Source organism: Burkholderia stagnalis (genome assembly GCF_039848545.1).
Classification (GTDB): domain Bacteria; phylum Pseudomonadota; class Gammaproteobacteria; order Burkholderiales; family Burkholderiaceae; genus Burkholderia; species Burkholderia stagnalis.
In genome coordinates, this window is sequence record NZ_CP156685.1 from 410,858 (window position 1) to 425,492 (window position 14,635).

Consider the following 14,635-nt stretch of genomic DNA (forward strand, 5'->3'; position numbering starts at 1 on the left):
CGTCAAGCGGCCCGCGCGGCCTCAGTGTTCACGCGCGGATCAATAGGCACCCGACTTCTTGAAGGATTCGATCGCCGCGCGCAGCGCGCCTTCGTCGTCCTTCGAGAGATCCTTGGTGTCTTCGATGCGCTTGATGAGGTCAGCGTGGCTGGTCTTCAGGAATTCGCGCAGGCCCTTCTCGAACGGCAGCACTTGCTTGACGTCGAGGTCGTCGAAGTAGCCGTTGTTCGCGGCGTACAGCGACACGGCCAGTTCCCACACCTGCAGCGGCTGGTACTGCGGCTGCTTCAGCAGTTCCGTCACGCGGCGGCCGCGCTCGAGCTGCTTGCGGGTCGCTTCGTCGAGGTCCGACGCGAACTGCGCGAACGCTGCGAGTTCACGGTACTGCGCGAGGTCGGTACGGATACCGCCCGACAGCTTCTTCACGACCTTCGTCTGCGCGGCGCCACCGACGCGCGACACCGACACGCCGGCGTTGATTGCCGGGCGGATGCCTGCGTTGAACAGGTCGGTTTCCAGGAAGATCTGGCCGTCGGTGATCGAGATCACGTTCGTCGGAACGAACGCGGTCACGTCGCCCGCTTGCGTTTCGATGACCGGCAGTGCCGTCAGCGAGCCGCTCTTGCCCTTCACTTCGCCGTTCGTGAACTTCTCGACGTACTCTTCCGACACGCGAGCCGCGCGCTCGAGCAGACGCGAGTGCAGATAGAACACGTCGCCCGGGTATGCTTCACGGCCCGGCGGGCGGCGCAGCAGCAGCGAGATCTGACGGTATGCCCAAGCCTGCTTGGTCAAGTCGTCATAGATGATCAGCGCGTCCTGGCCGCGGTCGCGGAAGTATTCGCCCATCGTGCAGCCCGCATACGGTGCGAGGTACTGCATCGCGGCGGAATCCGATGCCGAAGCGGCGACGACGATCGTGTATTCCATCGCGCCGGTTTCTTCCAGCTTGCGAACCACGTTCATGATCGACGAAGCCTTCTGGCCGATCGCGACGTAGATACAGATCAGGTCCTTGCCCTTCTGGTTGATGATCGTGTCGAGCGCCACCGCGGTCTTGCCGCACTGACGGTCGCCGATGATCAGCTCACGCTGGCCACGGCCGATCGGCACCATCGAGTCGATCGACTTCAGGCCGGTCTGCACCGGCTGCGACACCGACTTGCGCCAGATCACGCCCGGGGCGATCTTTTCGATCGCATCGGTCAGCTTCGCGTTGACCGGGCCCTTGCCGTCGATCGGGTTGCCGAGCGCATCGACCACGCGGCCGACGAGTTCCGGGCCAACCGGGACTTCGAGAATGCGGCCCGTCGTCTTGACGATGTCGCCTTCCGAGATGTGTTCGTATTCGCCGAGAATCACCGCGCCGACCGAGTCGCGCTCGAGGTTCAGCGCGAGGCCGAACGTGTTGCCCGGGAACTCGAGCATTTCGCCCTGCATCACGTCCGACAGGCCGTGGATACGCACGATACCGTCGGTCACGGAGATCACGGTGCCCTGGTTGCGAACGTCCGCGCTCGCTTCAAGGCCCTGGATCCGGCTCTTGATCAGCTCGCTGATCTCAGAGGGATTGAGTTGCATTATTCGCTCCTGATAGTCAATTCTGTTGCGTGCCGGCGCGGCGCTCAGGCGGTCAAGGCAGCCTGCATCGAAGCAAGGCGCGCGCGAACCGAAGAGTCGAGCACTTCGTCGCCGACCGTCACGCGCACGCCGCCGATCAGCGACGAATCGACTTCGACCGTCGGCTTCAGCTTGCGCTTGAACTTGCGCTCGAGGCTCGCGACGAGACCTTCGAGGTCAGCGCCGTTCAGCGGGAACGCGCTGACGATCGATGCGTCGGCGGCGCCTTCACGCTCGTTCTTGAGCGCTTCGAACTGCTCGGCGATTTCCGGCAGCAGCGCGATGCGATGATTGTCGACCAGCATCTGCACGAAATTCTTCGCCTCGGCGGCCGTCGCGAGCGGCGACTTTGCCGCGGCAAGCAGCAGCTCGGCCACTTGCGCGCGGGTCACCTTCGGGCTCGACGCCACGGAGAGCACTTCGGGCAGACGCGCAACCTGGGCCAGCTCTTGCACGAGCGTGGACCAGGCGGCGATGTCACCTCCCTCGGCCACGCGGAACAGCGCTTCTGCGTAAGGGCGGGCGATGGTTGCAAGTTCGGCCATGATCAGAGCTCGGCTTTCAGTTGATTCAGCAGTTGGGCGTGGGCCGTTTGATCGACTTCGCGCTTCAGGATCTGCTCGGCGCCCTTCACGGCCAGCGTAGCGACTTCGCCACGCAGCGCTTCGCGCGCCTTCACGATTTGCTGTTCTGCTTCCGCCTTCGCCTGGGCGACGATGCGGGCGGCTTCAGCCTGGGCGTTGGCCTTGATTTCCTCGGCGACCGCCTGGGCACGCTTTTCGGCGTCGGCGATGCGCTGCTGGCCGTCGTTGCGGGCCTGCGCGAGTTCCTGGTCCACGCGCTTGTGCGCTGCGTCGAGTTCCGCCTTGCCCTTTTCCGCGGCGGCGAGGCCGTCGGCGATCTTCTTCGAGCGTTCGTCGAGGGCGTTGATCAACGGCGGCCACACGAACTTCATCGTGAACCACGCGAGGACCAGGAACACGACCATTTGCGCAAACAGGGTTGCGTTGAGATTCACGGTGTTTCCTTATCTGCTATTCCGGAAAAATGAAACGGTAAGGCGCTCATCGAGTTGCATTCGATCAGCGCCCCAAGTCTCCGTTCCGCCCTGCGCCGGCTCGCGCCGGTCGCATGTTTCCGAGGAAGCTTAGCCGGCGACGAGCTTCGACAGGAGCGGGTTCGCGAATGCGAACAGCATTGCAACGCCCACGCCGATCAGGAATGCCGCGTCGATCAGGCCAGCCAGCAGGAACATCTTCGTTTGCAGCGGGTTGATGAGTTCCGGCTGACGTGCGCAGGCTTCGATGTACTTGCCGCCCATCAGCGCGATACCGATACAGGCGCCAATTGCACCCAGGCCGATGATGATGCCGATACCGATGGCGGTCAGACCCTGGATGTTGGCGATGTAAGCTTGCATGATCACTCCTTTGTGAAAAGACTTGGAACTGAGATTTAAAAAACTAAAACGAAGACTCTTTTTTGCACGCCGCGCTTAGTGCTTGTCGTGCGCCTGGCCGAGATACACCAGCGTCAGCATCATGAAGATGAATGCCTGCAACAGAACAATCAGGATGTGGAAGATTGCCCAGACGCTGCCCGCGATCACGTGGCCAATGAAGCCGAGGAACGTTGCATCGCCGCCGAAGCTCCACATACTGCCGAGCAAGGCGATCAGCAGGAACACCAGCTCACCCGCGTACATGTTGCCGAACAACCGCATGCCGAGCGAGACGGTTTTCGCGACGAATTCGACGATGTTGAGCGCGAGGTTCGGGATCCACAGTGCCGGGTGGCCGCCGAACGGCGCCGACAGCAGTTCATGCACGAAGCCGCCCGCGCCCTTGATCTTGATGCTGTAATAGATCATCAGGACGAACACGCCGAGCGCGATGCCGAGCGTACCGTTCAGGTCCGCCGTCGGCACGATGCGATGGTGGGAGACGATGCCCGACAGACCGATCAGGTCGATCACGCGGCCCGGCAGGTCGACGGGGAGGAAGTCAAGGGCGTTCATCAGCGCGACCCACACGAACACGGTGAGCGCGAGCGGTGCGATGAACGTGCGATTGCCGTGGACGATGGCCTTCGACTGGTCTTCGACCATTTCGACGAGCATCTCGATGGCGCACTGGAAACGGCCCGGCACGCCGGACGTCGCCTTGCGGGCGGCCAGGCGCAGCAGCAGGATGGTGATCACGCCACACACGATCGACCAGAACAGCGTGTCGAGATTCCAGACATGAATGTCGAAAATCGACGTCTGATGCGAGGTGGAGAAGTTCTGCAAGTGGTGCGCAATGTACTCGGACGGATCCGGACCGCGCGTGCCTTCGCTAGCTGCCATATCGTTAATGCCACCCAAATTGTCGAAAATCGTTTTGCCCGATTCCGCAACACGCTATTGCGGGAACGGACCGGCGCGGCTTCGTGTCGAAATCGCGCACTGCTTGTTCCTTACCGCCAGGCCAGTGCAATCCAGTACGTCTTCAGCACGACGAGGTACGTGACGAGGAGCGGCACCCAGTGCACGCCGGCATAGCCGTACGCCACCGCGGCGAACATCCCGATCGTCACGCCGAGCTTGAGGGCTTCGCCCGCCACCCAGCTCATCACGGTGGCCGAGCCACCTGCCTTCAGTCGTGCCACGAACAGCGCACTTGGCACCCAGCCGATCGCTCCGCCCAGAAACGCGGATTGCGCAGCGGCGCCCGGCGACTTCGAAAACAGCCACCACGCCAGCGTTGCAACCAGGGACAAGGCCACTTGCGCGATCACCACCTTGTAGGGGGTGATACGCGAGGGCCGGCTCACGTTCGGGCCGAACAGCCTCTCGGCGTCTGCCCGCGTCAGCGGAACGATGTTGTCTTCTTGCTGCTCGGCATCCCAGTCGTCGCCGTCGGACTCGCGCCGCTCGCCGGCCGCTGAAGCGGTGCGTCGCGTGCGTTGATCATCGTGCCTATCGTTCGGCGCCTGACCCGCCATCGCAGCCTTCCGCAAAATCCTGAACCCGGCCCCATGCTTTCCGAAAGCTTTCAGGGGTGCCTAGCTAACAAATCCGGGCGATTGTAAGCGATAGTTGCAGGTGATTCAAGGCTTTAGACGCGACAAAAACCTGCGTAAAACGACCGCTCATGATGTGAAAAATGCACGATTCGGCGACGTACGATGACAGTTGTAAGGACAATTTTTTGCACAGGTATTTCGCCCCCGGAGAAGATCGCGGGCTGACTGCGACGGGAGTCGCGAACTGTGCAAGATGGGTCGCCGCAGACGGCTCGGTGCGGGCGAGTCATCGCGACGCGAGTCGCAACGATCACCCCACTGCGAGCCGGCTGTGATGTCTTGATCGCTGTGGGGGACTCACCACAGACACGTCGCTGTGAACGCATCGCCGACGACGAGACGCCACGCCAGCGTCATCCACAGTCAGGCGCTGTGGATGACCCGCTCACGAATGCACGGGGCGCACCACTCAGCCGTGGGTGAGCAGCCATGCACCGAGCGCGGCACTTGCGATCGCAAACGGAATCGACACGAGGTGAAACGGCAGCCACATGCGCGGCTCCTTCGCGAGCCGCACCGCGATCAGGTTCGCCAGCGAGCCGATCGCGATGCCGAAGCCGCCGACCGATACGCCGAACGCAAGCGCGCGCCAGTCGCGCGTGAACTCCGACAGCAGGATCGCGGCCGGCACGTTGCTGATGCCCTGCGACAACGCCGCGCCCGCCGCGAACACGCGCAGCGGCGTGTCGAGGCGCGCATGCGCGATCGCGTCGTGCACCGCGGGCAGCGCGGCCGCACTGCGCAGCACGACGAACATCAACACGAAGATCAGCAGCAGCAGCCAGTCGATCCGCAACACGGCATCGCGCCGCACCGCGAACAGCACGACGGCAACCGCGATCAGCCCGGGCAGCGCGCGATGCGCGTCGGCCAGCAGCACGAAGGCGACGAACAGCACCGCCGCGACGAGCGCATGCATACGCTGCATCGGCAGCGCGATGGCATCGCCGGACAGGTCGAGCGGCTTCGCGCGGAACGCACACGCGGTGACCGCCAGCAGCAGCGCCATCAGCGCGATCGCGAGCGGCCCGAGCGTGAGCACGAAGCGGCCGAACGACACGCCGCTCAATTGCCACAGGAACAGGTTCTGCGGATTGCCGAGCGGCGTCGCGACCGAGCCCGCATTGACGGCCAGCGCGACGACGATCACGAGCCGCCGGAACGGCAGCGGCGCCAGCGCGCGCAGCGATATCATCAGCGGCACGACGACGAACAGCGCGACATCGTTGGTGAGCCACATCGACAGCACCGCCGCGAACACGACGAGCAGCATCGCGAGCGCGCGCTCGGAATGGACGTGGTGCACGATGCGGTGCGCGAGCCACATCAGGCACCCGGACAGCTCGAGCGCCTTCGTCAGCATCAGCAAGCCGGCGAGCGTCGCAACCGTCTGCCAGTCGACCCGATTCGCCAGTACTGCGAATGGTTGCGGATGCATCCATTGCAGCAAGATGAGGCCGATGGCCAGCGCGGACAACACGGGTTCCTGCGCCAGCCAGCCCAACCACCGGCGCACCGCCGGCGCCCCCGCATTGTCCATCGATGATGCCCCGTTACTCTTCCGCCGCCACGTTGCCGCGCAGGCGCGCGAGAATGCCCTCGAGCGCGTCGAGATTGCCGAAATCGATCGTCACCTGCCCTCGCCCGCGCCGGCCCATCTTGATCTTCACCGTCGACGCCAACAGGTCGGACAACGCCTCTTCGAGGCGACGCGTGTCGCGGCCGCCGTCGTCCTTCGCGCGCGCCTTCACCGCAGGCGCTTCCTTCGTCGTCTGCGCGACGAGCTTCTCGGTTTCGCGCACCGACATCCGCTTGTTGACGACCTGGTGCGCGAGCGTGATCTGCGTGGCCGCATCGACCGCCAGCAGCGCACGCGCATGCCCCATGTCGAGATCGCCGGCGAGCAGCATCGTCTGCACCGGCGCCGCGAGATTCAGCAGGCGCAGCAGGTTCGACACCGCGCTGCGCGAGCGGCCGACCGATTCGGCCGCCTGCTCGTGCGTGAAGTGAAACTCGTCGAGCAGGCGCTGGATGCCATGCGCCTCTTCCAGCGGATTCAGATCCTCGCGCTGGATGTTCTCGATCAGCGCCATCGCGGCGGCGGCCTGGTCGGACACATCCTTCACCAGGACCGGCACTTCCTCGAGGCCCGCCAGGCGCGCCGCACGGAAACGCCGCTCGCCCGCGATGATCTCGTATTTGTCTGATGAAATGGGGCGAACCAGGATCGGCTGCATCACGCCCTGGGCGCGAATGCTGGCCGCCAGTTCCTGCAGGCTGCCCTCGTCCATCCGCGTGCGCGGCTGATACTTGCCGGCCTGCAGCTTCGCCAGCGAGAGCGTGTTCGGCGCGCCTTCGATCTTCACCGCTTCGGTGATGTCGGCGCTGCCGCCGAGCAGCGCTTCGAGGCCACGCCCCAACCCTTTCTTCTTTGGCACCGCGTTCATGTCTTTCTTCCTCGCTTCGCTCGTGTCCGGATCACGCATCGAATGCGCGCACGCGCTCGATCATCTCGGCGCCGAACTGGAGATACGCTTGCGCACCACGCGAACTGCGATCGAACACGACGCCCGGCAACCCGTAGCTCGGCGCTTCCGCCAGACGCACGTTGCGCGGAATCACCACGTCGAACACCTTGTCGCCGAAGTGCGCCTTCAGTTGATCGGAAACCTGCTGCTGCAGCGTGATGCGCGGATCGAACATCACCCGCAGTAGCCCGATGATCTTCAGGTCGCGGTTCATGTTCGCGTGCACCTGCTTGATCGTGTTGACGAGATCCGACAGGCCTTCCAGCGCGAAGTACTCGCACTGCATCGGGATCACGACGCCGTGGGCGGCGCACAAGCCGTTCAGGGTCAGCAGCGACAGCGTCGGCGGGCAGTCGATCAGCACGAAATCGTAATCGTCGGCCACGCGCTCGAGCGCCGCCTTCAGCTGGCGCTCGCGGTTCTCGATGCCGATCAGCTCGATTTCCGCGCCGGACAGCTCGCGGTTCGCCGGCAGCACGTCGTACGTCACGGCTTCGGGGCGAATGCGCGCATCCGCAACCGACACGCCGTCGACCAGCACTTCGTACACGGTCGCCTCGACACCGGCCTTGTCGATCCCGCTGCCCATCGTCGCATTGCCCTGCGGGTCGAGGTCGATCAGCAGGACACGTTGCTCCTGCGCTGCAAGGCTTGCGGCGAGATTGACCGTTGTCGTCGTCTTGCCGACGCCCCCCTTCTGGTTCGCAACGCAGAAGATCTTTGCCATCGTTGGTGTGTTCCTCGTACCTTCAAACAATCGGCGCGCCGCACCGCGCGCCGTCAAATCGCATCGTCGACAGCGACTTCGATCAGATGCCGTTCGGCATCCAGCATCGGTACCGCCAGCCGAATGGTCTGCTTCACGTGGCTGCCGTCCGGCAGCCGCGCAATCTCGTCGCCCGGGTGAACGCCCTTCATTGCCCAGATCGCTCCGCCCGGCGCAACGAGATGTCGAGCAAGTTTAACGAAGTCGGAGAGGTCCGCGAAAGCGCGCGACACGATTACGTCGAATTTTTCCGGCACCTCGACGCCCGGCTGCAACGTTTCCACGCGCCCGGTCACGACCGACAGGTTCGCGAGCTTCAGCTCCGCACGCGTCTGTGTCTGGAATGCGGACTTCTTCTGGACGATGTCGTTCAGCGTGACCTGCCAGTCCGGCCGCACGATCGCGAGCACGATGCCCGGCAACCCGCCGCCCGACCCGACGTCGAGCACCCGCGTGGATGCACGGTCACCGAGATGGGGAACGATCGATAGCGAATCAAGGATGTGCTGGATCAGCATCTGCTGCGGGTCGCGGATCGCGGTCAGGTTGTAGACCGCGTTCCACTTCGCGAGCAGCGCGACATAGTCGAGCAGTTGGTTCCGCTGGGTATCCGTCAGCGCGACGCCGAGTGCGTTCGCGCCGTCGACGAGCATCTTCTCCAGGCCGTCCCGATTAACCGCCGGCGCGCGACGCGCCGTCATTGTTGCGTCGGGACGGTGCCGTCCCCCTGCTCCATTGCCGCGTCGGCGTTACCGTTGCGACGGCCGAGGCCGCGGCGCTTCAGGTGCACCATCAGCAGCGAGATCGCTGCCGGCGTCACGCCCGAGATCCGCGATGCCTGGCCGATCGTTTCCGGCCGGAACTGATTCAGCTTCTGGCTCACTTCGAACGACAGGCCGCGCACTTCACGGTAGTCGATGCCATCCGGCAAACGCGTGTTCTCGTTCGCGTCGTTGCGCTCGATCTCGCTCGCCTGGCGCTCGATGTAGCCCTGATACTTGATGCCGATCTCGACCTGCTCCTTGATCTGCGCGAGCAGCACCGGATCGTCGGTCAACGGTTCCGCCGGGCCGCACTCGCCGCCCTTCAGGCCGCACACACCGTCGTAGTCGACGCCCGGGCGGCGCAGCAGCTCGGCCAGGCTGTATTCGTGATCGATCGCCTTGCCCAGCAGCGCGGTGGCTTCTTCGGGCGGCAGCGTCTTCGGCGTGACCCACGTCGATTTCAGGCGCTCGGTTTCACGTGAAACAGCGTCGCGCTTCCGGCAGAACGCATCCCAGCGCACGTCGTCGACCAGCCCAAGCTCGCGGCCGATCTCGGTCAGACGCATGTCCGCATTGTCTTCACGCAGGCTCAGCCGGTATTCGGCCCGGCTCGTGAACATCCGGTACGGCTCGGCGACGCCACGCGTCACCAGATCGTCGACCAGCACGCCCAGGTAGGCCTGGTCGCGACGCGGGCACCACGCATCCTTCTCCTGCACGTACAGGCCGGCATTGACGCCGGCCAGCAGGCCCTGCGCCGCCGCTTCCTCATAGCCGGTCGTCCCGTTGATCTGGCCCGCGAAGAACAGGCCGTTGATCGCCTTGGTTTCCAGCGACGCCTTCAGCGCGCGCGGGTCGAAGTAGTCGTACTCGATCGCGTAGCCGGGGCGCAGGATATGCGCCTGCTCGAGGCCGCGCATCGAATGCACGAGCTCGAGCTGTACGTCGAACGGCAAACTCGTCGAAATCCCGTTCGGGTAGAACTCGTTGGTCGTCAGCCCTTCCGGTTCGAGGAAGATCTGGTGGGATTCCTTCGACGCAAAACGGTGAATCTTGTCCTCGATCGACGGGCAGTAACGCGGACCGACGCCTTCGATCACGCCGGTGTACATCGGCGAGCGGTCGAGGCCGCCGCGGATGATGTCGTGCGTGCGCTCGTTCGTATGTGTGACCCAGCACGGCATCTGCTGCGGATGCTGCTCCGCGCGGCCCAGGAACGAGAACACCGGAATCGGGTCCAGATCGCCGGGCTGCTCGTCAAGCTTCGAGAAGTCGATCGAGCGGCCGTCGATACGCGGCGGCGTACCCGTCTTCAGCCGCCCTTGCGGCAGCTTCAGCTCCTTCAGGCGCGCCGACAGCGACACGGCCGCCGGATCGCCTGCCCGGCCGCCCGTGTAGTTGTTCAGGCCGACGTGGATCTTGCCGTCGAGGAAGGTTCCAGCGGTCAGCACCACGGCGCGCGCGCGGAAACGCAGGCCGATTTGCGTCACGGCGCCCACCACACGATCCCCTTCCACCATCAGGTCGTCGACCGCCTGCTGGAACAGCCACAGATTGGGCTGGTTCTCGAGGCGGTGACGGATCGCAGCCTTGTACAGGATACGGTCGGCCTGTGCGCGCGTCGCCCGCACGGCCGGCCCCTTCGACGAATTGAGGATCCGGAACTGGATCCCGCTCTCATCCGTCGCGGCAGCCATTGCGCCGCCCAATGCATCGACTTCCTTGACCAGGTGGCCCTTGCCAATGCCGCCGATCGACGGATTGCAGCTCATCTGCCCGAGGGTTTCGATGTTGTGCGTCAGCAGCAGCGTCTTCACGCCCATGCGGGCCGACGCCAGCGCGGCTTCCGTGCCGGCATGACCGCCACCAACGACGATCACGTCAAATTCTGTGGGATAAAGCATGGTGGATTCCGTACGCAGGACAGCGCACGAACCTATCTGAGAAATGTATGGGCCGAATTATAGCGGGTTCGCTTTTCGCCCGAATGCCGTCCGAATGGTAGGGCCCGTTCATTTCGCCGTTTTTTTCTGGCCAATCGGCAAAGCTGTGCGGCCAAACCCGTGCCGGTGGCGCATCTGCGGGTGCGTGTAACGCAGTCGGTACTGTGCGACGACAGGCTCGGGAAGTGGCCAGCCTGTGAACCGCCCTCTCCGCCTCACAGCGTGATCGACTGATCATCCGGCACTTATCCACGCCCGGCCATTCACCATCCTCACGTCCAACCTCAAACAAAAACGGCGTGTTTCACGTGAAACACGCCGTCCGATTTCCGCCGCCTCCTTCGCGTCAGGCGGTTTTCTTGGCCAAGCCAAGGTATGTTTCGATCACCTGCGGGTTCTGCGCCAATTCGGCCGCCGGGCCTTCCAGCGCGAACTCCCCCGTCTCGAGCACATACCCGTAGTCGGATATCTGCAGCGCCGCCCGCGCGTTCTGCTCGATCAGCAGGGTTGCGACGCCCGTGCCGCGCAGCGCGCTGATGATATGAAAAATCTCCTTCACGATCAGCGGCGCCAGGCCTAGGCTCGGCTCGTCCAGCATCAGCAGGTCGGGCTTGCCCATCAGCGCGCGCCCCACCGCCAGCATCTGCCGTTCGCCGCCGGACAGCGTGCCGGCCGCCTGGTTGCGCCGCTCCTTGAGCCGCGGAAACAGCGCGAATACGTGGTCGAGCTGATCGAGGAAGTTCGCTTCGCCGGCCTGCTTGCGCCGATACGCGCCGAGCACGAGGTTGTCCTCCACCGACATCGTGCCGAACAGCTCGCGCTTTTCCGGCACGAGGCACATCCCGCGCGCGACCCGCTGCTCGATCGGCAGCGCGCCGACGTCGGTTCCGCGGTACACGACCGCGCCCGATGCATGCCCGGTCGACGGCAGCGCGCCCATGATCGCGTTCAGCAGCGTCGATTTGCCGGCGCCGTTGGGCCCGATCACGCTGACGATCTGGCCGGCGCCGACCTTGATCGCGGCGCCATGCAGCGCCTCCACCTTGCCGTACCGCACCGCCAGCCCATGCACGTCGAGAATCGGCATCGTCGTGTCCACCATCATTCCACCCCGCCCAGGTACGCTTCGAGCACCGCCGGATCCTGCTGCACGTCCTGCGGCAGCCCTTCCGCGATCCGCGTGCCGAACTCCATCACCACCAGCCGATCGGTGAGATTCATCACGAAATCCATGTCGTGTTCGACGAGCAGCACGCTCATCCCTTCCGATTTCAGCCGCCGCAGCAGGTCCGCGAGCTGCTGCTTTTCCTTGTAGCGCAGGCCGGCGGCCGGCTCGTCGAGCAGCAGCAGCGTCGGGTCGCAGCACAGCGCGCGGGCAATCTCGAGGATCCGCTGCTGGCCGAGCGCGAGGCTGCCCGCTTCGTCGTACATGTGGCTTTCGAGGCCGACGCGGCGGATCTGGCGCGCCGCTTCGGCCAGCAGCTGCGCCTCCTCGTGCGCGTTGAGCCGCGCGATGCTGCGCCACACACCGGTCGTGCCGCGCAAATGCGCGCCGAGCGCGACGTTCTCGAGCACCGTCATGCCGGGCAGCAGCTTCACATGCTGGAACGTGCGGCCGATACCCCGCCGGACGATCTCGCGCGACGTCAGGCCGTCGATCCGCTCGCCGCGGAACGTGATCGCGCCGCGCGTCGGCCGCAGCACGCCCGTCACGAGGTTGAACGTGGTCGACTTGCCGGCGCCGTTCGGGCCGATCAGGCCAATGATCTGCCCCGCCTTGACCTCGAAGCTGACGTCGTTGACGGCCACCAGCCCGCCGAACTGCTTGCGCGCGTTGTCGACCACGAGCAGCGCTTCGCCCGTCGCCGGCCTGGTGCGCTGCGGCAAAGGATCGGCCTGGCGCGGCACATGCGCACGCGGTCCACGTGGAAACAGCCGGGCGACGAACGGCCACACGCCCTGCCGCGCGTATTGCAGCAGCAACACCATCAGCACGCCGAATACGATGATCTCGAAGTTGCCTTCCGAGCCGAGCAGCTTCGGCAGCAGCGTCTGCAGGTAATCCAGCAGCACGGTGAGGATCGCCGCGCCGAGCACCGCGCCCCACACGTGCGCGACGCCGCCCACCACCGCCATGAACAGGAACTCGATCCCGTGGTTCAGGCCGAACGGCGTCGGGTTCACCGCACGCTGCAGGTGCGCGTACAGGAAGCCGGAAATTGCCGCGAGCACCGCCGCGTAGACGAAGATCACCACGCGCATCCAGGCGGTGTTCACGCCCATCGCCTCGGCCATCACGCCGCCGCCGCGCAGTGCGCGGATCGCGCGGCCGGGCCGGCTGTTCAGCAGGTTCTGCACGGACACGATCGCCGCCAGCACCACCGCCCAGATCAGGAAATACAGGCTGCGGCCGCTGTCGAGCGCGATGCCGAACAGGCTCAGCGCCGGAATGCCGCTGATCCCGTCGTACTTGCCGAGCAGCTCGAGGTTGCCGAACAGGTAGAACAGCGCGAGGCCCCACGCGATCGTGCCGAGCGGCAGGAAGTGGCCCGACAGCCGCATCGTCACCACGCCGAGGACGAGCGCGACGAGCGCCGTCAGCACGACGCCGACGATCAGCGCGAGCCACGGCGACACGCCGTAGCGCGTCGTCAGGTAGGCCGTCGCATACGCGCCCACGCCGACGAATGCCGCCTGCCCGAAGCTCGTCATCCCGCCGACGCCCGTCAGCAGCACGAGCCCGATCGCGACGATCGCGTACAGGCCGATGTAGTTCAGCAGCGTGATCCAGTATTCGGGCACCTGCAGCACGCCGGGCAACACCGGCAGCGCGAACAGCACCACGAGAAACAGCCAGAACGCCTTGTTGCGCACCATCGTCTTCATCGCGTCACTCCTCGTCCTCTTCCGCATGCGGCGTCGCGAAGCTGCGCCACAGCAGCACCGGAATGATCATCGTGAATACGATCACCTCCTTGTATGCACTCGCCCAGAACGACGAATACGATTCGAGCACGCCGACCAGCAGCGACCCGGCCGCCGCGAGCGGATAGCTGACGAGCCCGCCGATGATCGCGCCGACGAAGCCCTTCAGGCCGATCAGGAAGCCCGAGTCGTAGTAGATCGTGGTCAGCGGGCCGACCAGGATGCCCGACAGCACGCCGAGCCCCGCCGCGAGCGTGAATGCGAGCCGCCCCGCTTCCGTCGTGCCGATGCCGACGAGCCGCGCGCCGAGCCGGTTCACCGACGTCGCGCGCAGCGCCTTGCCCGCGATCGTGCGGCCGAAGTACACGTAGAGCGCGGCGATCAGCACGAGCGCGGTGACGACCACCAGCACGCTCTGCAGCGAGACCGTCAGGCTGCCGACCGCCAGCGACGCATCCGAGAACGCATTGGTGCGCGAGCCTTCCGCGCCGAACATCACGAGCCCGAGGCCCACCATCGCGAAATGGACGGCCACCGACACGATCAGCAGCAGCAGCGTGGTCGCCTCGGCGATCGGCTGGTACGCGAGCCGGTATACGAACGGCCCCATCGGCACGACGATCGCGAGCGTCAGCGCAATCTGCGCGAGCATCGGCAGCGGCTGCGCGGCGAAGCTGCGCGTCACCGCGAACACCGCGAGCGGCAGCAGCACGTAGCGGCTGCCGAGCGTCGTCAGCGTGCGGCCAAGCGCGTGGCGCCGCTCGCGGTGCCGGATCAGATCGCCGACTTCGAGCAGGAAGCACGCGATGCCCATCACGAACAGCAGCCAGCAGGTGGCGGGGAATTTCTGCGCCTGCAACGCGGCAAGCGTCAGCGCACCGTAGGCGACGAACTCGCCCTGGGGAATGAAGATCACGCGCGTGACGGAAAACACCAGCACGAGCGCCAGCGACAGCAACGCATAGATGGCGCCGGTCGTGATGCCGTCTTGCGCGAGGATCGCCGCAATAGAGAGATCCATAC

14 protein-coding genes are annotated in these 14,635 nt (G+C 65.1%); all 14 read right to left on the reverse strand.

Features of this window, described 5'->3' with window-relative positions; genetic code table 11:
* Positions 1-39 precede the first annotated feature (39 nt).
* The 14 genes from atpA to ABFO07_RS02050 all read right to left on the reverse strand — a co-directional run bounded on the left by atpA (position 40) and on the right by ABFO07_RS02050 (position 14,633).
* Positions 40-1,581, reverse strand: a complete 1,542-nt coding sequence (gene atpA, locus ABFO07_RS01985; protein ID WP_010093097.1) for a F0F1 ATP synthase subunit alpha — start codon at positions 1,579-1,581, stop codon at positions 40-42.
* 44 nt (positions 1,582-1,625) lie between these two features.
* Positions 1,626-2,165, reverse strand: coding sequence for a F0F1 ATP synthase subunit delta (locus ABFO07_RS01990; protein ID WP_017334789.1), 540 nt, complete (start codon positions 2,163-2,165; stop codon positions 1,626-1,628).
* 2 nt (positions 2,166-2,167) lie between these two features.
* Positions 2,168-2,638 carry a F0F1 ATP synthase subunit B gene (locus ABFO07_RS01995; RefSeq protein WP_021160443.1) on the reverse strand — a complete coding sequence of 157 codons (471 nt, stop codon included), beginning with the start codon at positions 2,636-2,638 and terminating at the stop codon, positions 2,168-2,170.
* 129 nt (positions 2,639-2,767) lie between these two features.
* Positions 2,768-3,040 (reverse strand): F0F1 ATP synthase subunit C, encoded by a 273-nt coding sequence (atpE, locus tag ABFO07_RS02000; protein WP_021160442.1) that lies wholly within the window; start codon positions 3,038-3,040, stop codon positions 2,768-2,770.
* Between the two features lie 75 nt (positions 3,041-3,115).
* The gene (atpB, locus tag ABFO07_RS02005; protein ID WP_059563848.1) at positions 3,116-3,967 is read right to left on the reverse strand and encodes a F0F1 ATP synthase subunit A; all 852 of its coding nucleotides are present in this window, start codon (positions 3,965-3,967) and stop codon (positions 3,116-3,118) included.
* 110 nt (positions 3,968-4,077) lie between these two features.
* Positions 4,078-4,605, reverse strand: coding sequence for an ATP synthase subunit I (locus ABFO07_RS02010; RefSeq protein ID WP_059563847.1), 528 nt, complete (start codon positions 4,603-4,605; stop codon positions 4,078-4,080).
* Positions 4,606-5,095: 490 nt separating this feature from the next.
* Positions 5,096-6,226, reverse strand: coding sequence for an SLC13 family permease (locus ABFO07_RS02015; protein ID WP_059882315.1), 1,131 nt, complete (start codon positions 6,224-6,226; stop codon positions 5,096-5,098).
* Positions 6,227-6,239: 13 nt separating this feature from the next.
* On the reverse strand, positions 6,240-7,133 hold the full coding sequence (locus ABFO07_RS02020) for a ParB/RepB/Spo0J family partition protein (RefSeq protein WP_059564011.1): 894 nt from the start codon (positions 7,131-7,133) through the stop codon (positions 6,240-6,242).
* Positions 7,134-7,164: 31 nt separating this feature from the next.
* On the reverse strand, positions 7,165-7,941 hold the full coding sequence (locus tag ABFO07_RS02025; protein ID WP_059563845.1) for a ParA family protein: 777 nt from the start codon (positions 7,939-7,941) through the stop codon (positions 7,165-7,167).
* 53 nt (positions 7,942-7,994) lie between these two features.
* Positions 7,995-8,681, reverse strand: coding sequence for a 16S rRNA (guanine(527)-N(7))-methyltransferase RsmG (gene rsmG / locus ABFO07_RS02030; RefSeq protein ID WP_059892147.1), 687 nt, complete (start codon positions 8,679-8,681; stop codon positions 7,995-7,997).
* The gene (gene mnmG / locus ABFO07_RS02035) at positions 8,678-10,648 is read right to left on the reverse strand and encodes a tRNA uridine-5-carboxymethylaminomethyl(34) synthesis enzyme MnmG (RefSeq protein WP_059923294.1); all 1,971 of its coding nucleotides are present in this window, start codon (positions 10,646-10,648) and stop codon (positions 8,678-8,680) included. The genes rsmG and mnmG overlap by 4 nt, the downstream gene beginning before the upstream one ends.
* Positions 10,649-11,033: 385 nt before the next feature.
* Positions 11,034-11,789, reverse strand: a complete 756-nt coding sequence (locus ABFO07_RS02040) for an ABC transporter ATP-binding protein (protein ID WP_059882408.1) — start codon at positions 11,787-11,789, stop codon at positions 11,034-11,036.
* Positions 11,789-13,573, reverse strand: a complete 1,785-nt coding sequence (locus ABFO07_RS02045; protein ID WP_059810931.1) for a branched-chain amino acid ABC transporter ATP-binding protein/permease — start codon at positions 13,571-13,573, stop codon at positions 11,789-11,791. The genes ABFO07_RS02040 and ABFO07_RS02045 overlap by 1 nt, the downstream gene beginning before the upstream one ends.
* A 4-nt stretch (positions 13,574-13,577) precedes the next feature.
* Entirely contained in the window at positions 13,578-14,633 is a 1,056-nt protein-coding gene (locus ABFO07_RS02050; RefSeq protein ID WP_059563840.1) for a branched-chain amino acid ABC transporter permease, read from the reverse strand.
* Positions 14,634-14,635 lie beyond the last annotated feature (2 nt).